The 26,386-nt window shown below is 41.1% G+C and carries 26 protein-coding genes; 9 read left to right on the forward strand and 17 right to left on the reverse strand.

Going from position 1 to position 26,386, the window contains the following annotated elements:
• Positions 1 to 94 precede the first annotated feature (94 nt).
• Entirely contained in the window at positions 95 to 1,138 is a 1,044-nt protein-coding gene (locus IUZ65_RS16720; protein ID WP_195705180.1) for a GMP reductase, read from the reverse strand.
• A gap of 478 nt (positions 1,139 to 1,616) precedes the next feature.
• Between IUZ65_RS16720 and IUZ65_RS16725 the strand changes: the two genes are divergently transcribed.
• On the forward strand, positions 1,617 to 2,126 hold the full coding sequence (locus IUZ65_RS16725; protein ID WP_195705181.1) for a DUF2301 domain-containing membrane protein: 510 nt from the start codon (positions 1,617 to 1,619) through the stop codon (positions 2,124 to 2,126).
• A 61-nt stretch (positions 2,127 to 2,187) separates the two neighbouring features.
• On the opposite strand, the gene IUZ65_RS16730 is transcribed toward IUZ65_RS16725, so the two are convergent.
• The 7 genes from IUZ65_RS16730 to IUZ65_RS16760 form a co-directional block, all read right to left on the reverse strand.
• Positions 2,188 to 3,672, reverse strand: a complete 1,485-nt coding sequence (locus tag IUZ65_RS16730; RefSeq protein WP_231363623.1) for an NAD(P)H-hydrate dehydratase — start codon at positions 3,670 to 3,672, stop codon at positions 2,188 to 2,190.
• A gap of 5 nt (positions 3,673 to 3,677) precedes the next feature.
• On the reverse strand, positions 3,678 to 4,130 hold the full coding sequence (locus tag IUZ65_RS16735; protein WP_195705182.1) for a PAS domain-containing protein: 453 nt from the start codon (positions 4,128 to 4,130) through the stop codon (positions 3,678 to 3,680).
• A complete protein-coding gene (locus IUZ65_RS16740) occupies positions 4,130 to 5,134 on the reverse strand; it encodes a response regulator (RefSeq protein ID WP_195705183.1) in 1,005 nt (334 codons plus the stop codon). Before IUZ65_RS16740 ends, IUZ65_RS16735 begins: the two co-directional genes overlap by 1 nt.
• Positions 5,135 to 5,283: 149 nt before the next feature.
• Positions 5,284 to 5,520 carry a hypothetical protein gene (locus IUZ65_RS16745; protein WP_195705184.1) on the reverse strand — a complete coding sequence of 79 codons (237 nt, stop codon included), beginning with the start codon at positions 5,518 to 5,520 and terminating at the stop codon, positions 5,284 to 5,286.
• A 180-nt stretch (positions 5,521 to 5,700) separates the two neighbouring features.
• Entirely contained in the window at positions 5,701 to 6,066 is a 366-nt protein-coding gene (locus IUZ65_RS16750) for an NADH:ubiquinone oxidoreductase (protein ID WP_195705185.1), read from the reverse strand.
• A 434-nt stretch (positions 6,067 to 6,500) separates the two neighbouring features.
• Positions 6,501 to 7,154 carry an HAD-IA family hydrolase gene (locus IUZ65_RS16755; protein ID WP_195706405.1) on the reverse strand — a complete coding sequence of 218 codons (654 nt, stop codon included), beginning with the start codon at positions 7,152 to 7,154 and terminating at the stop codon, positions 6,501 to 6,503.
• Positions 7,155 to 7,405: 251 nt separating this feature from the next.
• Positions 7,406 to 7,915: a hypothetical protein gene (locus IUZ65_RS16760; RefSeq protein WP_195705186.1), complete on the reverse strand. Its 510-nt coding sequence runs from the start codon at positions 7,913 to 7,915 to the stop codon at positions 7,406 to 7,408.
• Between the two features lie 218 nt (positions 7,916 to 8,133).
• Here IUZ65_RS16760 and IUZ65_RS16765 point away from each other — a divergent pair, with 218 nt between their 5' ends.
• Positions 8,134 to 8,610 carry a CreA family protein gene (locus tag IUZ65_RS16765; RefSeq protein ID WP_195705187.1) on the forward strand — a complete coding sequence of 159 codons (477 nt, stop codon included), beginning with the start codon at positions 8,134 to 8,136 and terminating at the stop codon, positions 8,608 to 8,610.
• Between the two features lie 48 nt (positions 8,611 to 8,658).
• Here the strand turns inward: IUZ65_RS16765 and IUZ65_RS16770 are convergent, their stop codons facing one another.
• Positions 8,659 to 9,264, reverse strand: coding sequence for an OmpA family protein (locus IUZ65_RS16770; protein ID WP_195705188.1), 606 nt, complete (start codon positions 9,262 to 9,264; stop codon positions 8,659 to 8,661).
• A gap of 174 nt (positions 9,265 to 9,438) precedes the next feature.
• Between IUZ65_RS16770 and IUZ65_RS16775 the strand changes: the two genes are divergently transcribed.
• From IUZ65_RS16775 to IUZ65_RS16790, 4 genes are all read left to right on the forward strand, one after another.
• Positions 9,439 to 10,065, forward strand: coding sequence for a thioredoxin domain-containing protein (locus IUZ65_RS16775; protein ID WP_195705189.1), 627 nt, complete (start codon positions 9,439 to 9,441; stop codon positions 10,063 to 10,065).
• Between the two features lie 11 nt (positions 10,066 to 10,076).
• The gene (locus IUZ65_RS16780) at positions 10,077 to 10,550 is read left to right on the forward strand and encodes an FKBP-type peptidyl-prolyl cis-trans isomerase (protein ID WP_195705190.1); all 474 of its coding nucleotides are present in this window, start codon (positions 10,077 to 10,079) and stop codon (positions 10,548 to 10,550) included.
• A 295-nt stretch (positions 10,551 to 10,845) separates the two neighbouring features.
• The gene (locus IUZ65_RS16785; RefSeq protein ID WP_195705191.1) at positions 10,846 to 12,066 is read left to right on the forward strand and encodes an FMN-binding protein; all 1,221 of its coding nucleotides are present in this window, start codon (positions 10,846 to 10,848) and stop codon (positions 12,064 to 12,066) included.
• A gap of 188 nt (positions 12,067 to 12,254) precedes the next feature.
• Positions 12,255 to 13,571, forward strand: a complete 1,317-nt coding sequence (locus IUZ65_RS16790; RefSeq protein WP_195705192.1) for a flavodoxin domain-containing protein — start codon at positions 12,255 to 12,257, stop codon at positions 13,569 to 13,571.
• Positions 13,572 to 13,745: 174 nt separating this feature from the next.
• Here IUZ65_RS16790 and IUZ65_RS16795 read toward each other — a convergent pair whose 3' ends face one another.
• From IUZ65_RS16795 to IUZ65_RS16810, 4 genes are all read right to left on the reverse strand, one after another.
• On the reverse strand, positions 13,746 to 14,495 hold the full coding sequence (locus tag IUZ65_RS16795; RefSeq protein WP_195705193.1) for a helix-turn-helix transcriptional regulator: 750 nt from the start codon (positions 14,493 to 14,495) through the stop codon (positions 13,746 to 13,748).
• The gene (locus IUZ65_RS16800) at positions 14,476 to 15,261 is read right to left on the reverse strand and encodes a tetratricopeptide repeat protein (protein ID WP_195705194.1); all 786 of its coding nucleotides are present in this window, start codon (positions 15,259 to 15,261) and stop codon (positions 14,476 to 14,478) included. The genes IUZ65_RS16795 and IUZ65_RS16800 overlap by 20 nt, the downstream gene beginning before the upstream one ends.
• 76 nt (positions 15,262 to 15,337) lie before the next feature.
• Complete coding sequence (locus IUZ65_RS16805) at positions 15,338 to 15,625, reverse strand: tetrachloroethene dehalogenase (RefSeq protein ID WP_195705195.1); 288 nt, start codon at positions 15,623 to 15,625, stop codon at positions 15,338 to 15,340.
• Positions 15,626 to 15,640: 15 nt separating this feature from the next.
• Positions 15,641 to 17,026 carry a reductive dehalogenase gene (locus IUZ65_RS16810; protein WP_195705196.1) on the reverse strand — a complete coding sequence of 462 codons (1,386 nt, stop codon included), beginning with the start codon at positions 17,024 to 17,026 and terminating at the stop codon, positions 15,641 to 15,643.
• Positions 17,027 to 17,177: 151 nt separating this feature from the next.
• On the opposite strand from IUZ65_RS16810, the gene IUZ65_RS16815 reads away from it, so the two are divergent.
• Positions 17,178 to 18,068, forward strand: coding sequence for a LysR family transcriptional regulator (locus IUZ65_RS16815; RefSeq protein WP_195705197.1), 891 nt, complete (start codon positions 17,178 to 17,180; stop codon positions 18,066 to 18,068).
• 238 nt (positions 18,069 to 18,306) lie between these two features.
• Here IUZ65_RS16815 and IUZ65_RS16820 read toward each other — a convergent pair whose 3' ends face one another.
• Positions 18,307 to 18,906 (reverse strand): beta-phosphoglucomutase family hydrolase, encoded by a 600-nt coding sequence (locus IUZ65_RS16820; protein WP_195705198.1) that lies wholly within the window; start codon positions 18,904 to 18,906, stop codon positions 18,307 to 18,309.
• Positions 18,907 to 18,992: 86 nt separating this feature from the next.
• Between IUZ65_RS16820 and arfB the strand changes: the two genes are divergently transcribed.
• Positions 18,993 to 19,412, forward strand: coding sequence for an alternative ribosome rescue aminoacyl-tRNA hydrolase ArfB (gene arfB, locus IUZ65_RS16825; protein WP_195705199.1), 420 nt, complete (start codon positions 18,993 to 18,995; stop codon positions 19,410 to 19,412).
• A gap of 1 nt (position 19,413) precedes the next feature.
• Here the strand turns inward: arfB and rlmF are convergent, their stop codons facing one another.
• The 3 genes from rlmF to torS form a co-directional block, all read right to left on the reverse strand.
• Complete coding sequence (rlmF, locus tag IUZ65_RS16830; RefSeq protein WP_195705200.1) at positions 19,414 to 20,454, reverse strand: 23S rRNA (adenine(1618)-N(6))-methyltransferase RlmF; 1,041 nt, start codon at positions 20,452 to 20,454, stop codon at positions 19,414 to 19,416.
• A gap of 118 nt (positions 20,455 to 20,572) precedes the next feature.
• Entirely contained in the window at positions 20,573 to 22,222 is a 1,650-nt protein-coding gene (locus tag IUZ65_RS16835; protein ID WP_195705201.1) for a SulP family inorganic anion transporter, read from the reverse strand.
• Positions 22,223 to 22,369: 147 nt separating this feature from the next.
• Complete coding sequence (torS, locus tag IUZ65_RS16840; RefSeq protein ID WP_195705202.1) at positions 22,370 to 25,261, reverse strand: TMAO reductase system sensor histidine kinase/response regulator TorS; 2,892 nt, start codon at positions 25,259 to 25,261, stop codon at positions 22,370 to 22,372.
• Positions 25,262 to 25,385: 124 nt separating this feature from the next.
• Between torS and torT the strand changes: the two genes are divergently transcribed.
• Positions 25,386 to 26,354: a TMAO reductase system periplasmic protein TorT gene (gene torT, locus IUZ65_RS16845; RefSeq protein WP_229638302.1), complete on the forward strand. Its 969-nt coding sequence runs from the start codon at positions 25,386 to 25,388 to the stop codon at positions 26,352 to 26,354.
• Positions 26,355 to 26,386: the final 32 nt, after the last annotated feature.

The following is a 26,386-nucleotide window of genomic DNA, read 5'->3' on the forward strand; positions in this document are numbered from 1 at the left end:
CTTCCACTTTGTCGCCACTTGCCCTATTTTAGGCAAAAAAAGAGCCGCTAAAAGCGACCCTGTTTTGTGCAAAACTTTACGATTACCGTGAGTTTTACTCTTTACCGTAAACGTTGTTTTCTTGCTCTTGCACTCGGATAAATGTTGTACGCTTGGTTAGCTCTTTAAGCCTTGCTGCGCCTACATAAGTACAGGTTGAACGTACGCCTCCGAGGATGTCTGAAATGGTTTCATGCACACTTCCACGGAACGGAATTAATACGGTTTTACCTTCAGCCGCGCGGTATTTGGCCACACCACCAGAATGCTTCGCCATCGCGCTCTCGGAACTCATTCCGTAGAATTTCATGAACGTCTTGCCATCTTTTTCTATTGTTTCACCACCAGATTCTTCATGTCCGGCTAACATGCCGCCTAACATAACAAAGTCTGCACCGCCACCAAAGGCCTTTGAAACGTCGCCTGCGCATGAACACCCACCATCACCAATGATTGCACCACCTAAGCCGTGAGCGGCATCAGCGCACTCAATAATAGCGGACAATTGTGGGTAGCCTACTCCCGTTTTTACGCGGGTCGTACAAACCGAACCAGGACCAATGCCTACTTTTACAATGTCAGCACCGGCAAGAATGAGTTCTTCAACCATGTCACCAGTAACGACATTTCCTGCAGAGATAACCTTATCAGGAAACTGTTCACGCACCTTGGTGACGTACTCAACTAGATGCTCAGAGTAACCATTAGCGATATCAACGCAGATAAATATAATTTCGTCGGTCATCGCCATGATATCAATCGTCTTTTGAAAATCGACTTCTGACGTGCCAGTAGAAACCATAACATTATTTAGTGTTTTAGAGTCCGCACCTTCGATAAACTGTTTCCAATCATCAACGGTGTAATGTTTGTGAACCGCTGTCATAACGTTATGTTCAGTTAGTGCTTTGGCCATTTCGAAGGTTGCAACTGAATCCATATTCGCTGCAATGACTGGCACGCCGGACCAATGACGACCACTATGCTTGAATGTGATGTCGCGGGTTAAATTAACTTGAGAGCGACTTTTAAGCGTTGAACGCTTTGGACGAAATAATACATCTTTAAAGCCGAGCTTCAGTTCCTGTTCAATACGCATTGTGCATTTCCTTGTTTCAGTAACGATGTGCCTAACACCTAGTCTTAAAGAAGGTGCATTCTGATCACCTTTTGCAGTCGGTTTTCATGCTTCGGGCACAAAAAAACCGGAGCATTGGCAGACGCTCCGGTTTTCAGCATTATAGGTCGATAATCCGCGCTGACAAGTCTGATATTTGATTTTTTTTTGTGGTATCCTGACAAAGATTCCATATCCTAAACTTATCTAAGACGTCTTCTAATTCACACACAACTACTATTACTTATTTACTTACAATAGGTTGAGTTATTACTTAGGTTATCTATTCAAGAAGGTCATTCTTCTCACCATTGAATTTACTACCCGCGCGACCACACAAGAATCAGCGATAGTTTATGTAATGAATTTGTTCTTCATTGTTTTATATCAAAAATTAGATCTCATTTAGTAAGACAATGTACTTTCTAACCCATTTTATAGCTCAATTAGGGAATTCACTATGGCAGATCCACATATCAAACCGGAGATGGATTGGCTCGATCATTTAACCGTGGTCATCTATAGATTAGGCTTTACATTTTGCTTTCCAGTCATTGCATTGTTGCCTTGGGGCCTTGACTACCCTATCCAAAATCTCATTTTTGTATGTGCCATCATGTGCGCTTCGTCGCTACACGTTTATATGAAACCTTTTCGACTGCTTTTGCAAATGGCGACTTGGGTCGGTTTGATTTGTGTATTGCTTGGTTACCCAGAAATAGGCCTTGGTGGCGCATTTATTACGCTTGGTGGGCTTTGTTACAAAGAATATTTTTGCTTTAAGGTGCCTGGACTCCCATTTCAGCCCTTGATACTCGCTGCATTATGGTTCAGTTTGCAGTTTGATGCTGATCTCGCAAGTAAGATTTTTGCATCCGCGTCATCCCTACTATTTTTGATTGTTAGCGTCGCCAAGTGGCGCATGCCAAGACACTTTGATATTGGTGATAAAACGAAATATGATGTGTAAAACGACAAAGAGCGGCTTCAATGATTAAAGCCGCTCTTTGTTAACTCTTTTATATGTAACGCTATATCCCGTTTGCGAGCCTTCTTATTGTGGGAAATAGATCCGATGCTAAGAGGCCACGTTCACCCTCTTTTTCAACGCATATGTCGGCTGCACTTGAGTGAATCCAAACACCAACACGAGCCGCGACGCTCAGAGATAATCCTTGTGCAATCAATCCAGCTATAACACCCGTTAGCACATCCCCCATCCCTCCTGTTGCCATACCAGGATTCCCGCTTTGACAGACCCAATATGACTCACCGTCATAAATAATAGTGCCTGCACCTTTTAAAACAACAACACCACCATATTTTAGCTGCAACGTTCGAGCGCTTGAGAAGCGGTCATGTTCAACTTCTGGTACGCTCATATTTAGAAGCCTCGACGCTTCTCCAGGGTGCGGAGTGATGACGCGGCGTCGATTAAAATCTGGGGTTTTTGCTAGCACGTTAAGGCCATCAGCATCAACCACCATTGGCTTTTCCACCGTTCTGGAGTAACCAACTAACGATCGTCCCCAACTTGAACTACCAAGCCCCGGACCCAGCGCTATAACATCGGCCCACCATAAATGGTCGTTTATTTCGTTGCTGTTTCCGCGCCAATCAAACACCATAATCTCTGGTCGAGCACTAACCAGCGCTGGCACATTTTCAGGTTGTGTTACGACTCGAGTAAGCCCTGCGCCCACGCGAGCGCACGCTTCTGATGTTAAACGAATAGCACCAAACAAGCCTCTATCACCACCTAAGCAGAGTACACGTCCAAAATCGCCCTTATGTGATGCTCTCGCGCGTTTAGCCAGATGGTCATTAACATCAGATTGAGAGATGAGTTTAATGTTGGATAGCACCGATTTGGTAAATAAATCAGAAAGACCCAGTCCAGCAAAAATGATATCCCCGGTATAATTAGCGGCTTGTCCGGTATACAAGCCCCTTTTTAAGCCAATAAAAGAAACCGTATATCTAGCGGCAACACATACACCTAACACCGAACCGGTATCTGGACACAGTCCGGATGGTATATCAACCGAAATGGTTTCCGCTTCACTTCGATTAATGTGTGCGATTACTTGGGCATGTTCTTCACGCAGATTTCCTTCAAAGCCTGTCCCTAATAAGGCATCTACTATTAGGTCACATTTTTTTGAGGTGTTATCAGAAAAAGACTCTATTTTTCCACCTACTTGAGCCCACTTTCCCTGGGCTATTTTTGCATCACCCTTGGCCTTACTTAACTCGCCTATATGTATTAATGTGACACTGTAACCTGATGCTTTTGCTAAACGTGCAATGACGTAACCATCACCACCATTATTGCCTGAGCCGCAGTAGACATGCATGCTGTGAGAGTCTGGAAAACAACGCTGTATATGTTCAAATACTGCCGTTCCGGCTCTTTCCATCAACTCAAACATATCTAAACCAAGCTCAGCGCTTAGTTTTTTTTCCCCAGCTTTTACTTGTTGCGCGGTATAAAGAAACCTTCCCTGATCAACCACAATGACTACCCCTTAATGTCACTTTTTCTATTTTCCGTCATTGCTTCTGCTGTTGCATCTTGAATAGAAAGAAACAATGATTTTATCTCTCCGGTTGGAGTTCGCATCGGATTAAGGGTCACATTTTGATACATATAATCCGCTTGTTGCGTAATAGGCCTTACGTTTCTGCACTTAAACAAATAAGGCCTTTGTCTCCAAGTAACAAAACTTCGACAACCTAGATCGAAAACAGGCTTTGCCTTAATGACAAACCATTCTTTTTGTATCTCAGGAAACACTTCAAAAATCGATTTTCCGATCACATCATGCGCTTGCTTGCCACTATGATGCGTCATAAAACCATTCCAGACTTGTATATTAAATTCTTTATCTAGCACCACCAGACCAAGATCAACATTCTGAACCATGTCCACCATCCAATGAAACTGCTCGAACTCAGCTGGTAAACCTATCATCAGAAATCCTCCATTAGATAAGAGAGTTTATTGTCCAAAATTGGCAGAGACTCATCAACGAACATAAATAATAAATCGCATCGAATGCTCGTGTTGTCAATGTTATAGCTTACCTCGAACGTCATGGTTTTTTGGAAAGATCCAGAGGTTGATTCGATAATAGATTCAATCGGTATATGCTGTCCAAGAAGTACAGGCTGTCCTTGGAAAAACCGAACCTCAGCTTGCTGACCCAAACCATTTAAGAATGATCCGACTAGAATGTTAGATACATCCATTAACAGCTCCAACTCTTCTAGCTCGACACTCTCTGCTGGCACCTTCATCAGACGTTTTAAATCCGTGATACTTGAGTCACTCAATAGAACCAAGGCTTCGCCAGCAATACCTTCTCCATTGAAACCTTGGCAAACGCCGGAAACTTGATCATTGTCAGCCAGATCTGCGAGCGCCATATGCAATTCGGTCACTTCGAAAATATTTACGTTTGGCAAAGGTAAGTGAACAAAGACGTCGAAATGTCGTGCCAGAGCATCGGCAGCGCGACCAATAGATACGTTGGCCACCTCCATATATATATCCCTTCGTTTTAATATAGGAAGTTCAATAGTTCGATTAGGAGTGACTTGAGATATCTCTGCAGGATTGACAAGGGATCGAAGAACCGATTTTAGATGCTCTTTATCCATAGGTTTTTGGATGAAATCTTTTGCACCTAGCCGTTCTACTTTTTGTTTTGCTTTTGGTTGAATATCACCGGAGACGACGACAACATCAATAATAATATTTCGTTTTTGGATCTGTTCTAATGTGCCATAACCATCCAGTTCTGGCATCGTTAAATCCAAAAACATTAATTTGAATTCTTGTTGTTCTAGTTTTTCTAATGCATCTAATCCATTGACTGCGAAAGTGATATCAGCATTTAGTGAAGCGGGTAAGGATCGAGCCATCTGCTTGCGAGCTAAAGCAGAATCATCACAAATTAGAACCGGATAGGACATATACCACCATTGTTTTACACTGATTTAAATAACATTATCTTACCAGATATATAACAAAGCATTGCAGTAAATGGTGATTAAAGCAAAAAAGTCAGCCTAATACTGGCTGACTTTTTTAATAATTCACATTATTAACAATAACACTTAGATCACTGCGGCCACAAGGTAAGGACAAGTACACGAAGTATTACGGCAAAAACAACGAGAGAAATACCAAGCCGGTACCATTTATATTCCGCGATGGACAGAGGTACGCGCTTGTAGAACATCGTCGCCACGCCTTTCCAATCATTACTTCTCTTTCCATATAGAAGAATTCCCGTCATTACGAATATGATACCAAATACTAAGAAACCTTTTTCGATCCAAAATAGATTGCCTTCCATGACACATCCTTGCAAATTTGATAAACACCCAGCTATTTTATCGCAGAACCGCAATTAAAGCAGTTGTACCATAGTCTAATACCCGTAACACCATTGTTGAATGGCTTGAGGTCCATATTACAGACACAAAAAAAGCCAGCTTCATACTGACTTTTAACTAGGTAACCTAGAAAGGTTATCTTAGACCGCCGCTTTATCCAGTTTCTTGTTCGTAACCTTCGTAATACTGTCTCGGTAACTGAACCACAAGAACGTAACCACCAAAGAGAAAAACAGATACGAAAAAGCAAACACTAGCGGTGAAGTGATAATAGAGGTATGAACCCCAATCGCGATACCAATCGTTGTAATAATAAGCTTTGAAAAAATACCACAGAGCAATAAAAGTAGAGCCAATTCAGGAAACCGAGTTGTTCTGAAAGCAAACCAATAGCAGCTACCTACCGCCAATGAAGCGACAGTCAATCCCAACATAAATGAGTGAAGATGATCTGCTGAAATAATACCGGCTGAAATTGAAGCCATTACCACTAGAAAAAGTTTCATGATTTACCTCTTATACGTCTGATTTTGGCATCCCTTCATAAATGAAATCTTATTTTGCAGTGCATTTTGCCTGTTTTCGGTTAAAAAACAACCCCTGTCATGTGAATTATTTCCAAACTATCATTTAACACATTAAGTGTTAACATGCATGAAACATGTTATTTATTTAATCTCATGATATTTAAAAGGTAATTGGGAAAATGAAAAATTATGTTGCCGTTTTGTTAAGTTTATAATTGTAAGCTTAAGTGTAAATATTTGTGTAATGTATGACAGTTAAGTTACATTTTTACTGAATTGGCGACATAAAAAGAAAAAGACCAGCATATGCTGGTCTTTATGAAATGGATTACATTTTAGTTATCGAATAATTATCAACCTACCTAGATCAGCTACAGATTCGATTATCACACTCTTCGCCTGCGTAAAACCATTTAACTAATCAATAGCTCTAACTCAGACATTTTTTCTATCTCTAACGCATCACCCGTAAATAGAGGGCTATAGGCACTTGATCGATAATAGATGGTTTGAATACCCGCACTTAGTCCTGTGACGACACCTTTCGCTGTGTCATCAATATACAGACATTCTTTAGGGGAATAGCCCATACTCATCGCGGCATAAAGTAATAAATCTGGTTCAGGTTTCCAACTGTTTGCATCAAAAGCAGAAAAAACCTTACCTTTAAACCTGTCTAATAAGCCAGTAAGTTCCAAGGACCGTTCTATTTTCGTTTTTGGGCTATTCGAAACCACACAATACTGGAGCCCCTTTACAGTTAAGCGATCAAGAAGTTCACTAATACCCGCCACCGGTTCTAACTCTTCGTGAAATAATTGCTGTACTTGTGTTCGATAGAGTGGCTCTACATCGTCCAGCGATACTTTAATATTAAGGCGTTCTATTGTGGCGGTAAGAATATCGGCGACTTTGCCACCTTGAAAGTGCGCCATACAATCTTCGATACTTATTTGGTCGTTATATTTAGAAAAAACGTTTACTAGCGCTTTACAACATAACTTTTCACTGTCAACCAGCACGCCATCACAGTCGAAAATGACACACTTGGTTTCATTTACTTTCAGAGTCATAACCGTCCCTATTCATGTTGCGTAGCCATACTAACCTAACGATAACCTCCGTTTCATCACACCGACCTTTTATGCCAAGTCAGTTATGTGATAATACTGAGCCTACCTGTACTTATAATGGGTACTGAAAAAGAAAGAACAAGAAACAACAGAGAAGAATGGTAGAGAGGCACGTTATTAACATTGAAAATTCAAGGCTGATCACTTTAAATCGCTCATAATGAACAAACTATAACCAGATGAATTTAGTTGGAAGATACGATAAGTTGATTGAAAGTCGTCGAGCTACCTTGGCACGCCACTAATTTACTAACAAAATGCTGAATGACCGTTTGATCATTCTTCAATGATATTAAATCTGAAATAAGCAATGTACGGTCAGACACTGTTGTCATACCACAGACGGTTGCTTGCCCACCTTTAAATCCTACGTAGAGATTATGATCTTGAGACAGTGCTATTTGAGCAAAAAATTCTAGCACGTAGTTTTGATCGCTCTTGTCCGACCAAAATGACGATTGTAGCTGCGCAAACATAACAGTTAATCGATGAAAGTCGACCAAATAGACGTCATCGATTAGAGACTCGTCTAATATTTCTATTTCCGACGCTATAATTTCTATGTATTGGACCTGCTTCTCCCGTGCAATATATAGGTCACGACCCAAGATACTCTCGGGGGTAGGAAAACTCACATCAACATGACTTATTAACCACTGATGTTTCTTCTCAACTGGTTCTATTTGTGAATTCATTTGATATACATCTAATTAATTGAAGGAATGTTAGACACAGATTGCTCTGATATCCGTGTTACATCGGAACGAAATTAGGTCTTAGGATATCGCATCCAGATCATGATTGTTATCAAAAAGTAACTAGACGTGATAGTTATCTTTGGTAATCTTTAACAGATTAATATCCGACCACCGTATGATAGACTCGTAATATAAATTGGATCTAAGGAATAATGATGAAGAAAGTACTCTTGGCTGTAGGAATATCAGCCTTACTTATTGGCTGTTCAGACAACGAGGTTGGTGATGTGTCACTCGGTATTTTTACTATGAAGGATATCAAACTAGACCATATGGCGGATCCTGTGGTTACGGGCGTGACCTGCCATATTGCTTCTATTGAAGCCGACTTCAGCTTATCAGACCCAAGTGATAGCTCTATATCTTGTCGCCAAACAGGAGAGATAACCTCAGAGATGATCGCCGAAATAGACAAGAGTAAATCTGGTGAAGTCGTTTTAAAGAAATCCAAAAGCATATTCTTTAAAAACATGAAAATCAGGCGTATCTATGATGGAAAGAACCAGACATTGATGTATCTCTCTTACTCTACCAAAGAAACATCCGGCAGCTTCAAACATAGCCTTTCTACCGTTCCGCTCTGGGGAACAGCGGCTTATGTCACACCCGCATTGGATTCGGAAGCTCAATAGTAATAAGAAAGGATTGGCAGGCCACCAATCCTTTTAAGAAATACTTTGTTAGTTATTTGCGACTATCAACGTCAGCTCAACTCGACGATTACATGCTTTGCCGGTCGATGTACCATTATTGCATGCGGGCATATATTCCCCATAGCCACGAGTGAAAATATTATTTGAATGTAGGTCGCTACGCAGCAACTGTGACTTTACCTCTGACGCCCTTTTTTGAGATAGCCGCTCATTATTTGATAATTTACCTGTGCTATCTGTATGGCCGTCTATGACGATATCGACATTTGAATAACTTGATAAGAATACCCCAAGTTTGGATAACCAATCTTGAGACATAGGGGATAATGAGGCAGACCCGGTTTTAAAGTTAATATTTTCCTTCAGTTTGATCATGGTATGGCCACCAGACACCACTTCATACTGAATGCCTTGCAGAGACAAAAATCTTGCCACTGAACTCATGTCATCATTTTCTCTTTGCCCATAAGAACGTTGAGCCGCATTTTGATTGCGCGAAGTAGACGTACTTTCGGCCCATTCTGGGTGAAGTAATTGGGATCCATTCAGTGGAGCCGTATTCAGCATAGAGAACTCACTCATCGTTCCACATCCACTAAGTACGACCATTACCAAGCTGACTATCAGTCTCATACCACCACCCAAGAAAATTCATATGTAATCAAAAATTGTATCGGCCTAAACCTAAATATCTTTATAGCATAATAAAATATTTCTAAAAGTTGACCTAAATTTGTTATCCGTATCTTTAATCATCGGTTTACAGACTGTAGAATCAACCCAATATTCCATTGATTGGTTAATAACATGCTAAACAAACTCGTTCGACTGTTTCTATTGGTGACCTTCACCCTTTTTGTTGCTGCCTGCAGCGATTCAAATACGCCTCAACTTGGTAAACAGTACAGCGCACTGCCAAACGATTTATCCGAATTTAACTTATCCCCAATTACCGAGGTGTTTTCTTTAACCTGTGGCCATTGTCGAAATATGGAAGCCTCGATACCAGAAATCGAATCACTCACCAAACAGAAAGTCGGAAAGCTTCACGTTACCTTCAACCAAAGCGCTCAGGTTAGTGCCATGCTCTATTATGCTGCTGTAATGCAAGTAGATGGTCAGCCAGATCACGCACTGGTTGCCGCACTATTTGAAGTGGTACAGCAACAAGAAGGTACGATGGATCAAAAGCAAGAAAGAATCGAGGAAGTATTTGTCTCTCGCGGTTTAGTGAGTCCTTATCGATTCGACAGCTCTCACGTGGCTGAGCTAGAACAGCACATGACATTTGCTGACGACGTTTCTAAAAAGGCGGATATTAACTCTGTACCAAGCTTTATCATAAAGGGTAAATATTTGCTTATCACTGAAGGTCATGAAGACATTAAAGACCTCGCAACCACCATTAACTACCTACTTTCGAAATCAGAATAAAAGGAACTCCTGTGTCTAAAATTATCTTTCCCATTGTTATTCTTGTTCTTGCCGCATTTTTCATCTACCGCACATGGAATAATCACAAAATCGCAGACGCGAACGTGGCTATCGGACAAACATTTTTAGAAAACAACGCCAATGAAGAAGGCGTCATTACAACCGAGAGCGGGCTTCAGTACAAAGTATTGCAGGAAGGTACGGGTACCGAGAACCCAACTGCCACCAGCAAAGTTAAGGTGCACTATCACGGCACATTAATCGACGGTACGGTTTTCGATAGCTCGGTTGATAGAAATGAACCGATTTCATTCGGATTAAATCAAGTCATAAAAGGCTGGACTGAAGGGGTGCAAACCATGGTTGTTGGACAAAAAATTCGCTTGTTTGTACCAAGTAACCTTGGTTATGGTAAAGGCGGCAGCGGACCTATTCCACCCGCGTCGGTACTGATATTTGATGTTGAGTTATTAGAAATACAGTAAGTATTCGAATAAAAACAAAATGAATCTAATCGTTGGTCATTAATTCCCGCAAAAATGGTCGTGATTGTACTGCTTAAAGCCCATTACTTTGTTAATGGGCTTTCTGGGTATTAGGTAACATCAATCTGGTCTTGGACGAATAATAACGTCTGAATAAGGCGCTAGGCCTTCGTTTACCTCACTTCTCATTATTGTTTTATTTTCACATTTACTATGATTTTTCCTAGTGACACGATTTCGTCATAAGTGGATAGTAACGACTGTATTTTTGTTATTATTTTCAGAGGCTGTTATCGTGAATTGTAAGGATTGTTCATCGCAATCGTGTCGTACAAGTAAGGCCACACCCTCTATCAAATGGCGCCTTGATTACGGAAAGGTGTTTCGATTACTCGCGTTCATTACACTCATCCTTGCTTGGTATTGGGGTCAAGAGCATAACAGGCCTGATTGGAAAAGTGATATTCAAGGACTCTATCCTAACGCCAAAATTTCAGCAATAAACGGTAGTGAAGCACTCTTTACGATGGCCAACAATGGTGCGGAGTATTATGTTTCTGTCGCCACGAACAACAGTTATGGCGGACCACTAACGCTAGCGTCAATTATTACCAAAGAAGGCAAAATTAAAACAGTCGAGTTGTTGAACCACAGTGACACTCCTGCGTATATCCAAAAGCTTTTAAATGCAGGATATTTACGGCAGTTTCAACAAAAACCTGTTGATTATTTACCCGTTCCAGGCAAGAACTGGGATGCGGTTAGTGGGGCAACCCTCAGCTCCAACGCGATCATGCATGCCAATACTAGGGCATCACATACCATTGCAAAGCTGCGCTTTTCTCTATCCCCTAAACCATTACAAAAAGAAATCGACCTTAATCTTAATCACGTTTTAATCGCGTTACTCATTGTGCTGTCAGTCATCAATATTTGGGTAGGCAGTAAAAAGCTAAAGCTCACTTACGTTTTGGGTAGCATTATCATCATTGGCTTTATGACCAATCAGCTACTCAATGTAGCTAACTTCTCTGGGTTATTGTTAGGTTTTGTACCCGCGCTCAGTGAAAACCTCGGTTTCTGGATTCTATTCGGTAGCGTCTTTGTCGCGGTTATCCTTCTAGGAAAAAATATCTATTGTGGTCATATCTGCCCATTCCATGCTATCCAATATCTATTACAAAAAATTGGCAATCTTAACTTCCCTCTTCTGCCTATTGTTCTGAAGTATGGTCGCTATATACCGAAGTTAGGCCTATGGGCCGCTTTGATGATTGGGCTCGTTACCGTAAACCCTAGTGCTGGTGCATATGAGCCATTCTCGATGATATTTTCGTTGCAAGGTGATGGTATTCAGTGGTTCATAATGCCTGCTGTTATCGTTGGTTGTTTCTTTATACCCGACATGTTTTGTCGTTTTTTCTGCCCTGCGGGAGAGATGCTAACCCTACTAGTTAACTTAAGAAATAACCTTGTATACCAGATCAAACAATTCGCAAAACGTAAGGAAACCTGAAGGTAATATGATTGCCTTCATACAGGACGAGAACAGAAAAATGAGTAAACCAAGCATGGCTCCCAAGACAAAAACCAAAGGACTTCAATGGGCTTCGACAGCACTATTGTTTGTTACCAGCGCGATTATCATTGCATTCCTTTTTGACTCGTTTATTAAAAACTATACCTGAGCGATTGGCCGTTAATATGAACAAAATAACCCATGCTTTAATGAGCATCCTCTTTAGCCCTGTTTACGAAGACCAAGACATTCTCGTTTGTTATGCCAGTCAAACGGGAACCGCCGCTAATTTGGCTTCTCAATCCGGCGATATTATACGCAAGTTAGGAAAAACCGCCGAGGTCCAGTCACTTTCGTCATTACAACCTGCCGATTTCAAACGCTATAAACAGGTATTACTGATTGTAAGTACTTGTGGAGAGGGCGACATCCCTGATGACGGAATACTATTTTATGAGCAGCTCAAAGAATTTCCGACTCTCGATACCCCCGTTGGTATATTGGCTCTCGGAGACAAGAGTTATTCTCACTATTGTTTAGCCGGAAAATTATTTCATAACGAGTTGCTTCGTATGGGGCTAGCAACAAAAGATGACCTAGTCATGGTCAATGGCGACCCGATGCAAGGTTGGCAGAACTGGCTCTCTCAACAGCTAGAATATGAAATTGACATTAGCCAAACCAAGTCGGTTAACACACCAGTAAAATTGGTCTTGGCAGAGAAAATCCCCTTACATACCTCAACTTGTGCTAACAACGCAAATCAGGCCTTTCACCTACGTTTCGACATTCAGGGCAACGTTACACAACCGTACCTAGTAAACGACCTTGTTGGCATTACCCCACCAGGAAGTGCTAAAGAGCGATTATACTCAATCGCCTCATCCCCTACCCAAAACCCAAATCAGGTTTCTTTATGCGTAGGGAAGCATCAGTTTGTGTTGGATGGAAAACTTACAAATGGATTATGCTCAGATTTCTTAACCGAACATCTACCTGTAGGGCACGAACTGCTTGCAACGATTAAGCCCGGTGCAGGAATGTCATTACCCATGAATGATATACCGGCCATCTTGATTGCAACGGGAGCAGGAATCGCACCTATGATGAGCCTGTTAGAAGAGAGAAGGCAGCAGCTTCATTCAGGAAAGAACTGGTTAGTATTTGGGAATAGGCACGCTGACAGTGATTTCTACTATCAACAGGAAGTAAGACAATACGTCGCGGAAGGCGTCATCACGCAACTTGATACCGCATTTTCTCGAGATTCTGAACAGAAAATTTACGTACAGGATAAGTTGAATCAACACAGCTCACAGTTAGCTGGTTGGTTACTAGATGATGGCGCACAAGTTTACGTTTGTGGTAGACCTGAACTAAAAACCGAGATTTTAGCAGTGATCAAAAACGCACTCGCTACGCGATATGTCGACGAGCAAGAAGTAGATAATGACTTAAAGGCGATGCTGGAAGATGGTCAAATTACATTCGAGTTGTTTTAAGGGTATTAATAGGTTGAATAATCGGATCGCATGGTCTAAACAAACGCAAGCTAACCTATAAGGGCTTGCTTGCGTTAGATTCATATAATGAGGCCATCACAGTGAAATATCGAGTCTGGCAACTGTGTCATTTTCAGGCTCAAGAATGACACTATATGCCAGCTTGATATTTGTTTATGACACGATGCCTTTTCTGAACAACTCCGCGATTAAACTTCCTCTATTCGTAGCACCTAATATTCGTCTCATTGATTCAATATGGTATTCAATGCCCGAACCACTGATATGTAAAGCCTCTGACATCTGTTTTGTAGAAAAACCTTCCACCATTAAACTGGCTATTTGGATGGCATTTTCACAGAATGAACCTCTCACTTTATACAGGTTAAAATCTTTCCCTTCAAAGGTTAGCCATAATTTATATATCTTGTTTGCAATACCAACGAGTTGTTCCTGATTACGCTTCAAAAACAGTTGGGGATTTTGGTATTGCTCGTTCTTAATTCTAAAACACAGGATGACCTTCCAACGCTGTTCAATATTGTCACAAATGGGTACCAATATAGTAAATGTGCTTTGTTCTTTCGTTTCCAAACCGTAAGGGGATATGTCAACCGATTGTGCATACACTGAGTTTATGAGTGGAACATTATAAATGATTGGTATGTCACTCATTAATATTCGCTCGACGTTATGGTCATTTTTACTAAGAAAGCCGGGTGGTGAACACCTAGTACGGTTTGAAGACGTATTATTGCTCGAGTGCATAAGAGTCATATATTTGTACTCTTTCCCATTGAATCCCCCGCCCTTTCTTTCGTCGCGTTTTGGGCCTCCCCATATATCAAAGTTGCCCAGTGTCTCCTGTTCAAAAAGTTGTTCGGAAATGTTGTCATGCCATTGATTAAATAGGGGAAGGTTCATGCTCGCAGTACTCCTGAGCCTTTTGTTTCGCTTGCTGTTTTTTTATATCATCAAGAGTACCCAACACGTCCTCTATCAAATTGTCTAGATTTGGCATTCCATAGTGTCGGCAATAACAATATAAGCTATAAGCTCGAACAACATCTTTGTCTATACCAAAACCATGCTCTAACATAGACCCCATTATAAAATGGGCTTGTAACACCTTTTGTTCCATCGCTAAAACTATGTATTTCCGAGCGCTTACGTAGTCGGATGCCGTATCTTGCCCTTGATAATAGAGTTGCCCCAAACGATATTGCGCGAATCTATCGCCTTTGTTGGCGGCACACTTAAGAAGTGAGATTGCTTTTACGACGTCTTTGTCTATTCCTTTCCCTCGTAGATAAAGGTCGGCCAGATTTGTTTGCGCCTCTGTTACTTCTTTGTTTGCGAGGCCATTTAGAATGTCAAAAGCCTTGCCAAATTGATCGCTTTGAGAATACAGCGTCGCCATCGCAAATTGAGCAGGCATAAAGTCACAATCCGAGGCTTTTTTAAACCAATCAAATGCGATAGGTTGGCTTTGAGCAACATGTTCACCTAAAGAATACATCACGCCCATTTGATACTGCGCTTCAACTAACCCTAAATCAGCGGATTTAGTTAGGTATTTTACTGCCAATTCTGCATTATCATTGTGTTTCATTCCCTTGAGAAGATTCGCAGCCTGTAGATAATAGTTCTGCGCGTCGGAAAGCTCTTCGCATGGTTTTTCATGAGTCATGTTAGGTAACCTTTTACTGTGATATTTGGCCCTCCTGGCCTATCGAAATATCCTTATTAATTTAACGTTTAATCAATTATTTATAAGAAGCTTTTTCATTTGGTGCTATCTGGGTTCTCCAAGTAACAGCAAAAATTACTATGGAAATAAAGCCAAACATAACCAGACCCATTGCACCTGACTGAGGCTCTCTCTCTACAAAAGAAGCCCAAGACCAAGCAATGCAAAACCACATGCCTATGGCTGAAGCGAGGATACCGAGCTTTGCTATCCAGTTAAGTTTATATAAACGATCAATTTTCTTGTACCCGATAAATGCCGTTACGGTGAACATACCCAACAGGTACCACATTAATGCCATCATATTTTTATGCTCCTATTAAACTTCAATGTCTTTGCCTGTTTTCCAAAAATCAAACACGGCTTGCTCATCAAATACATTTCCGTATCCAAATAATTCATCCATCACTTTCATAAAGGTATGAATAGGTCCGCCCGTATAAGCGTTAGAAGCATCAATCAATCTATGGTGCCAAAAATCCGGTTTATTCCATGGGCAAGCCGTCATGCAAATCGCACAGTCAGTGCCACTATCTACCCAATATTTGTAGCATTTTTTGGCGTCATTATAGAATTTTTTAACACCTCTTTGATGGTGCCATGAGTACTCTGGGTTTTCGCCATTTTCATAGGTTGGTCCCCACCCCGGTTTGTCATCTAAACTGATCGCTTTCGAAGGGCACTTTTCTGCACATAACTTGCATTTCTCACAGAACTCCATAATCCCAAAAGATTTAGGTTTATCATATGCTTCGTCAGGTAATTCTAGATCGGTATAGACCTTCGCAATTCGAACTCGAGGGCCAAATCTTGGGGCCATCATATGACCATTTCGTGCGCCTTCGCCTAAACCCGCTTCTATGGCATAAGCCACACTATTTCCCAAGTCATTACCCGCGCCAACAGCCTGATAACCTAACCCTCGAATAAATGTCGCTAAGCTCCCGGCGACTGTCGCCATCTGAGAGTATCCCATACCAACCGCGGCGCCAGACACGTAAGAAGGTGCCGTAGCGATTGCTTGGTAATCTTCCTCAATTAAAACGACTATTACCGTTTTTGGTACAAACGGAAACTCATCCCAAGAAACCTCTCGCCCTTCTTTCGAATCATAAAGCGGATCCCAATTCCATACTTTATGATTGCGAGTAATTCCGCACCGTGTTGCCCCTAACAGTCTGGCAGCTGACTTGATACTTTGGCTTGCATCCTCGGCACTTTCAAACTGCCATTGTTGATCCATGAGACCATGTTGCTCCCAACCGTAAACGCCAGATTTAATCTGCAACGAAGAAGACCCAGGTGCCAATACATCATCCATCGCCCAACCAGATATCATTAAAGCCAGATCTAGCTGTCGCATTCCAGGTTTTGAGTTATCCAGCCCTACGAAGGGATTAAAGCCATGTTGTTGGAAATTCCAGCCATTTTCAAAGTTCTGATTTCTTTCAGGAAATTTGTCCGCCAACAGAGGAGACTTAATAAACGTCCAAATCGAGTTTTCTTGCGGCATGGGTTTCAATACATCAGGATCGATGGGGACAGGGAAATCGCTATGACTTACACCTTCTATTTTATTTGCTGCGTAGGCAGAAGAAACGCCGACCCCCGCAATAGCCGCAGCTCCCAATCCCAATTTAAAAAAATGGCGACGTGAGTTATCTTCAACTTCATTTTCGTTTTCTTTTTGGTTTTCATTTGACATAATAAAATCTCGTTTATGAACGATGTCTAAAAAGCATGTAATATACGAGAGATTTATAGCTTATGTTTATTTGTTAATAAAATCAGCAACTGCGGGCTTTTCCGACAAAAACAATTAGAATGAGAATTCTTTCCAATAAGGACCGATTTAGGTGAAGGACTTTAATTACAATCAACTCGTTTCTTTTGTACAAGTCGCCCAAGATCTAAATATTTCTACGGCAGCGAAACATTTAAATAAAAACCGTGCAACAATTGCGGAACATATTGAATCCTTCGAATTTGAGCTAGGTCACAAATTATTTAATAGAAGTTCTAGGCAAATAGAACTCACTCCATTAGGGAACAGAATACTCAAGCCTTCAACTCTATTGACAGCACAGATTTTTACGTGGCAAAACACCATCAAGACGGTCTGTCCAGATGCTTCAAAGGTCACATTGAGAATGGCTTACGATGCCGTTGTGCCAAAAAAGATGATAAAAAATTTGATTCGATATGCACATTCAAAAGAAATGGAGATCGAGTTCATAAAAATTGGTTCTAACGTGTCAGTAGAACTTCTCGATAAAAACATTGTCGACCTTATAATAGCGCCGTCAGATGATAATGAAGAGAAACTAAGCACGAACGAATGGCGCATCCTTGGCTTTATGCCCTATCGATTTTATGCCCACAAAGATTTTTTTGATTCACAATATGTGATGTTAAGCGAGCTCGTGCACCACACTCAAATATTGCCGCAGGCTTATCTGAATAAAACAAAGGATCAGAAATTCATATTCACGCCAAATAATAAAATAATTAATGATTTGGAGTTATTGGAATGTGCATTATCTGAAAAAATGGGATGGGCATTTTTGCCTACGCATATAGGTGCAGAAAAATGGGAAAATATTGTTGAGTTTGAGTCAAACTTAGGTCGCGAAGGTTTCGTCACCCCAATTCTTGCACGATGGCGTGCTGGAGAAGAGGTATTAATAACGCCGATACTAGACTATTTTGAAGAAAATAATTCATTTCAATGCACGCTATGTAAATAATTAACATCGCTTCAATGTTGATGTGTTACTTATAGAAACACATCAACATTGAACGTTTATTAGCACAATAAAATAAAACGAAAACCTTAGATTTATAGCACTTATAAAAGACAGGTTTACATAATCTAAATTTTAAAGTCTTAATATCTACCTATATCAATAAATATCATAACGATGTATTAGTTCATATAGTCTAGATCATCCTCACTATTCAAACTAATCAGCACAAATTATTTTATCATTCAACTGGACAAAACTCGAACCCATCAGAAAGAACCATTATGCAATCCATTCCGCCTGAATGCGCAGCTTTTTTACCCAAGGCCGTATCTTCAAACACCACGCAAGATCTTGGTTCGACACCCATATTTTCTGCGGCTTTAATAAATGTGTCTGGGCATGGTTTAAAATTTGTCACATCCGATGCCGTCACTATGGCATCAAAATATGACAACAGATCTCTTTCTTCCAAGAGCTTCATTGCATTTGCTCTTTGACTACCAGTACCAAGCGCGAGTTTCTTGTTACCGTAAACCTTTTTGAGTACATCAAAGGTATGCTTTATAACATCACCTTGCTCTGCCATTTGCGAAAAAGTAACCATTTTGAACTCGGACACCGCTGCAAAATCTAGTTCTATACCATATTTTAGGCTGACTTCTTCTGCTATTGCAGGGCTCGGCTTACCACCTAACCCGTGGATCCAGTCTCTGTCATACGTGAAATTAAACTGCTTTGCTGTCGTTTCCCACGCATCAAGGTGTGCGGGCATGGTATCTATCAGCGTACCATCCATATCAAATATCACACCTTCATATTTGGAAAGATCAATATTCATTCTATTTTTCCTGTAAAATTAGTCGAGACATCATGACTCTACCATATATACACCAACAGATAATCTACTAATTTTACGGATAAATAATGTTAAAAATATCAAACAGTGTTGAAATTTCCGACTGGGAAATTCAACTTACCGCGATACGATCTCAAGGGGCTGGAGGACAGAATGTTAACAAAGTTGCAAGTGCTATACACCTGCGATTTGATGTAAAACACTCTACGCTACCGGATTTCTATAAACAGCGTTTATTGAACATGAGCGATAGCAGAATAACCAAAGATGGCGTAATAATCATCAAAGCTCAACAATTTAGAACACAGGAAAAGAATAGAGAGGATGCACTTAAAAGACTTCAAGAATTAATTGTTTCCGTGTCCTACGTTGAAAAAGCCCGCAGAGCGACACGCCCTACACGTTCTTCTAAACGAAAACGTGTAGACACTAAAGTACTGAAAGGAAAAACAAAAGCACTTAGAGGAAAGCCAAATGCTCATGATTAGATTAGTTTTTAAGTTTAAGCCACTGTTGTCGTTGTTGTGGGCTTTTAAAGGTCCACGCAACAATACGACTCACTTTTTGACCCTGACTCATTTCTAATATCTGCACTTCACACGCCTTTACCTTTTCCAAATTCTTTTTCATCCATCTTACATTGTCTTTCTTCGAGATGAGTGTAGAAAACCAAAGCACCTGGTCGGCAAATTGTTGACTCTCTAGTACCATGTTTTTTACAAACTCAGCTTCGCCACCTTGACACCACAATTCTGCTTTTTGTCCACCAAAATTGAGCAAAGGTTGGTTTCCCTTATTCAATGGTTGGGAAGGTTGGCCTCGTTTTATTCGATTTGTTGCGAGGTTTTTGATCTTGCGTTCGCTGCCCTGCTGCGCTTCCGACAATGACTTATGAAATGGTGGATTACAGGTCGTTATATCGTAATATTCACCCGGTTGGATGATATTCTGAAAAAAATTCTGGTTGTTAATCTGGAGCCTGCAATCGACCTTACCTCTCAAAACTAGGTTGTTGGAAACGATATTTTGCACCGATTCTACCGACATCGGATCAACATCACAGGCGACGACATGCCAATCATACTCACTAACACCAATAATTGGGTAGATACAATTTGCACCAACGCCAATATCCAATGCGTTAACTAGGTGATGCTTTAAACCTTTTGTTTCACTTGATAGCAGTGCAGCAACCCGATGGATATAATCTGCACGACCCGGTATTGGCGGACAAAGATACCCCTTAGGGATATCCCATTGCTCAATATTGTAATAGCAACAAAGGAGCGCACGATTAAGAAGCTTTACTGCTTCTGGATCAGAAAAATCGATACTGTCTTCGCCCTTGGGATTCTTCGTAAGAACCGTTTTAAGCAGGGGCAGAGAATCCACAAGCTTCTTAAAATCGTAACGCCCTTGATGCTTATTTCTGTAATGGAGTCCTATCGGCCCACTAACGGTTTTAATCAGAGTGCTAGCGTTTATATCGACCTGTTTTTTAATCTGTAACGATTTTTTGGCTTTGTTCATATTGAGACTACTAAGTGTAAATTCAACGTGGAGAATAATGAGCAACGCGGTCTGTTGTCAACTTAATCGCCTTTATCCAACACATTTCTATTGGCCTAAGTACCGTACATTTGCTTACTTAATCACATTGTCTTTCCCGTATCGCATTTATCGCATTGTCGAAGGTTGCGAAATAGTAATACACACCGATTAAGTCCAACACACCGGCTTTCTTAAGTTTTTTCTCTACACGGGCGTTAGCACCACACACCATCACACGTATTCCACGGCTTTGTAATTCTCTGATGACTTTGTCTAGAGCCTCAATGCCCGTGATATCGATGAATGGAACCCACTTCAAACGAATAACGAGGAATTCGGGCGTTGTTAATGTTTCTGCCAACGTTCTATCTAAACTATCCACCGCGCCGAAAAAGAAGGGACCATCTACGTTATATACAGCCGTATCTTTAGGCAGAGGCGACTCCCCAGCCAAAACTTGTTCATCATTCAATTGATCTGATGATTGCAATGACACTTCCACACTGGATGCCATGCGATGTAAAAAATGCAGCGTTGCCAAAATTACACCAATATTAACGGCAACGACCAAGTCTGCAAAAATTGTCAACGTAAAAGTGATAATCAAAACAGCAACATCGGCGTGAGGCGCAGTACGCATCATTTTAATAAAGTGTTTGGCTTCGCTCATGTTCCACGCAACGACAAAGAGAATAGCGGCAAGGGTAGCTAGCGGTATATTGTCAGCTAACGGAGCCAATACAAGGAGCACAACACACAACGTAATAGCATGAATGATACCCGCTAACGGGCTATTGCCACCATTACGAATGTTTGTCGCCGTACGAGCAATCGCACCCGTCGCAGCGAAACCACCAAATAATGGAGCAACAATATTCGCGATGCCTTGACCAACGAGTTCTTGATTGGAGTTGTGCTTGGTCCCTACCATACCGTCGGCGACGACAGCAGATAATAATGACTCTATTGCGCCAAGCATGGCGATTGCAAATGCAGGCCCTATAAGCGTTATTACCTGAGTCCACTCAAAGGACAAAGGTTCAAATGTGGGCAAGCCCAATGGAATACCGCCAAACGCACTTCCTATCGTTTTAATACCTTCAAACTGAAACATAGCCTGTAATGAAGTCATCAATACAAGCGCAATCAGGGGGCCTGGTATTTTCTTAGTCCATCGCAATTTCGGACATATAAGAAGAATGAAAAGAGAAGCAATGCCAAACATTGTGGTACTGGGATGGAACTGAGGTAACAATTGGATCAAATGGGCAAATTTTTGGTGAAAATGTTCTCCGATAACAACTGGTAGACCAAAAAAATCACGCCATTGGCCTATCCATATAATAACGCCAATACCTGCGGTAAATCCGACAATAACAGGGGCCGGTATAAACTTGATAATCGAGCCCATCTTCGTTAAGCCAAATATAAACAGTATGATACCGGCCATGAATGTCGCAATCTGTAATCCTATAACGCCATGTTCACTGGTAATGCCAGACAAGATGACGATGAAAGCCCCGGTAGGCCCTGCTATTTGTAGCCTGCTACCACCAAATATTGATACGCAGAACCCAGCAACAATGGCGGTATAAATGCCTTGCTCTGGCTTAGCACCTGAGGCAATCGCAAATGCCATTGCCAAAGGTAACGCAACAACCCCTACGATGACACCTGATAAAACGTTATTTAACCAGTATTTTTGTTTCAGTAGTCCCGCTGTATATGCTTCTTTTAACGCTATCATTATTTAACCTTAACACTGCAAGCTCCCTCTAAATTAGAAGGGCTTGATCTAATAGCGGTGACTATAACAGTAAGTAAGCTATAAAATCTTGATCATAACCAATTAATTATATGTATTTTACAATGCAATTAGGTGCTTATAAGTATGTTATTCCCTAGCTTCTTTTACCGTTTTAATTGACCGTTCTACGGTTAAAATAAGCGACTCCCTTTGCTGTTGATAGGTTGCGATTGGGTCATCATTGGATTCAACCTCAAGACAACTAGCATGAAGTGTATTCATTCCCATGGAGCCCGCAGAGCCCTTTAGTTTATGTGCTAACTGTTTCACTAAAGCAGGATCTAGTTCAATCACTGCCTGGTCTATTTGCCTGATGATCTCCAAACTGCTTCGCTCGAATAGCTTTATTAACTCAAGCACTTTTTCTACACCTAGTACTTTGCAATCTTCATCTAATACATGTAAATCGACCAGCTCTTGATCCGCTTCTGCTTCAAAGGGAGGTTGTGGTCGTTGAAGTGTTCTCCCCTTTAGAATCGATTGCACAAGAATAAGTAATTTGCTTTTATCTAACGGCTTAGGTAAATAGCCGTCAAACCCCGCTTTCAGATAGCCCTGCACCTCTTCATTGAACACATGGGCAGAGATGGCAACCATTGGAATACGCTTGTCTACGTTGCTATGGGATTCGGCCTCTATTAATCGCAGGTCAGCCAAAAGCTCTACACCATTGCAATCGGGTAAATTGATATCTAACAAACCAATATCAAAGTATTGATCCTTAAACAGAGCTCTTGCTTGTGCTCCATTTTCTGCAATAACCACATGGTGTCCATTATTGGTGAGAAAGCCTTCTGCAACGAGGCAGTTTACAGGGTTGTCTTCGACTAATAAGATCTTCGCAACGAGGTTGGTTTGTTCTTTTACCACTGTCTTCGGTTTGATTACCTCTAATGAGACTTCCAGTGGGATAGAAAAGCCAAATACACTGCCTTGATTGAGTTCAGACCTTACTTCTAGAAGTCCTCCCATCGCAGTGACTATTTTTTGACTAATCGCTAAACCTAACCCTGTTCCACCTAATTTGGCTTTTGCATTGCCAACCTGAGTAAATGCATCAAACAGTTTCGATTTATCGTATTCTGATATACCTACCCCAGCATCGATAACACGAAAAAGAATACGACCAGAGTGACGCGAGTCCTTACAGACATTAACGCTCACGTCCCCAGTTGAAGTGAATTTTATGGCATTGCTTACAAGATTATTCAGTACCTGAGTTATTCGCGTCGCGTCGCCTAACCAATAACCACTGGCTTCCTTGTCGACGTTCATTGAAAAACCGAGCTGCTTCTCTGTTGCTTTACTCTTCTGAAGTTGGTACACGTCGGTCACGAGAGCTAAAAGGTTGAAAGGTGCTTCGCGAATTTCCAAAAAACCCGCTTCAATTTTAGAATAATCAAGTACATCATTTAGAATGCCTAACAGGGTATTACCACTACGATTAATCACATCAACATATTGTTTTTGTTTGTTATTTAAACGTGTCTCGTCCAATAACGTCGCCGTACCAAGCACGCCATTCATCGGGGTTCTAATCTCATGACTCATGGTAGAAAGAAAGGCGGTTTTAGCTCGGTTTGCTTGCTCTGCTTCGATTCTTGCTTGATTATGTTTCAATACTTCATGATTAAGTTTCTCATTTGCCATTCTAAGCTGTTTGGTTCGTTCGGTAATGGTTTCCTCTAGATGTGCTTTATGATCTTCTAATTCATTTTTGGTCACAGCATCACTGGCTGCGACGATTTGAAGCTGTTCAGCGGTATCTCTAGCAATAACGATAGCTTTACCCATTTGCGCCAATTCGTCGCTACCTTTGACATCAATATCGAACGCCAAATCACCATTTGCTACTGAACGAATCGCATCCGAGTAGATGTGCAATTTCTTGACGACAGAGAGATACACGACATTCCAGAGAATAAAACTTACCGCCACTAACCCAAGCAAAGAAAGGACAATCAACGACCATTTTGCGTACGTTAACGTTTCGCCTAACTCTTTTATCGCCAGCGCTGTATCGCTATTTGACTCATCTACCAATAAACTCACTGTTTTATTCAGCTCTGACAACTGCGTTAAGTTTAGAACCATCAAGTTTTCCGCATTTTGTCTGTTCTCATAACGCAGATCTAGATTATCAAACACCTCTTTTCTTTGTTCTAACTTACCGACGAGCACTTCCATTTGCCTAGAGCGGGTGGGGTCTTCCACTGATAAAATACGACGTTTAATGATGTCGATATTATGTTCAAATTCGGCTCTCAGTTTTTGTATACGCGAGGAGTCTGTTACGGCTCGTGCTTCTTCGATGTGAGCCAGCATCTGAAACGCGAGTAGGTGTAATTCATGTAACCGCTCAGATAAATCTAAATCGACTTCGATTAAATTATCGAGCGCTCTGTAGACTGTTTCATTATCTTGTTGCTCGATGAGATTATAAATATTGGTGATATTAGCAACGGCAATAGTGCTGGTATTCAAAACCTGAGTTCGAGTTAGAGTTTCTAATTCAACCGCGAGTTGGCGCATCTCTTCTACTTGCAAAATAATGACGTGATCTAAAAGTAATTTTTCTTCTACTACGACACCCAGTTCTACTATGGTATCTATCACATTTTGCACCTTGCTTTCTAGTCGCTCTAATATCGCCACGTCAAATGGTTTATCTCCAAGAAGCTTGATTTTATCTAATAATTTTTCTAGTTGAGAAAATAACAGTGCCCCAGCCTGTTGCCTTTCCCTTTCTGTTTGAGCATTAGATAGCACCCCTAATGACGACAATATTTTGGAGCTTTGTTCTGACACTTCTCTTGCCTGAATCATCGCAGGAACCGACGAGTCAATCACTTGCTTTTCTGTCTCAGCGACAAAGGAAAAACCCGAAGCACCAATTACTACCGCTAAAATTAACAGACTTGCCATTGAAGCAAAGGACAGCAGCAATTTTCTACCTATACTGGCTGACGCTAATAACATATTTTGAGCCTTAAAATGAATACTTCCTTACTTATACGCAATAGGATATATTTTGTTAGGTGAATATCAATAACCTATCCCACTATCTATGAAGTCGTGCTTGAGAAAATTACCTATTAAAATTATGGGCCTATTACTAGGCTTACTAAGCACGTCAAGTTTGGCTCTAGCGACAGAGAAAATTTGCGCTATTTACCCGCACCTAAAAGACTCCTATTGGTTATCTGTAAACTACGGCATGGTAAACGAAAGCGAACATTTTGGCATCGACTTGAAAGTTTTTGAATCAGGTGGATACCCCAACGTTAATAAGCAACGGCAGCAGTTGATTGGTTGCCGCGAATGGGGGGCTGATGCGATAATACTAGGCACCGTGGCACCGCAAGCGTACATGAACCAGATAGCACAGCTCATTGGCGATATTCCACTATTTTCAACGGTCAATAAGCTCGTTGTAGGCGAACAAGACAAACCTCAGTTTAAAGGTTCTGTCGGCGTAGATTGGTATTGGATGGGATATAATTCTGGTCAATACCTCGCAGAGAAGCATCCATTGGGTTCTGGAAAGGTTAACATTGCTTGGCTTCCTGGCCCCAAAATGAGTGGCGGAACCAAGCCTAGTAATCGTGGCATGTATGACGCAATTAAAGATTCTGATGTTTCCATTATCAATACATTATGGGCAGATAACGATAAAGAACTACAACGAAACCTTGTGCAACAAGTTCTTGAGCGAACAGATGTTGACTATATCGTTGGCAGCGCAGTCGCAATAGAAGCGGCGATAAGCGAAGTACGAGCCGCCGGAAAGGGAGATAAAGTTGGGCTTATTTCAATCTATTTTAGCCATGGCATCTACAGAGCACTATTGCGTAACAAAGTACTTTTTTCTTCAACGGACAAAATGGTACTGCAGGGACGGCTATCGATTAGGCAAGCACATGCCTACCTAAACGGTGAACCATACAATCAAAATCAAACGCCACAAATTGAACCACTGACGGCGAGTTCATTAAAAAAAACGATCATACAAGATTCACTTTCGCCTTCTGAATTTAGACCCATTTTTTCAGTTTCTAGCGAAAATAACTGACCTTGTAACGACAAAAAAAACGAATGCAGTTA

Origin of the sequence: Vibrio sp. VB16, assembly GCF_015594925.2 — a bacterium.
GTDB lineage: Bacteria > Pseudomonadota > Gammaproteobacteria > Enterobacterales > Vibrionaceae > Vibrio.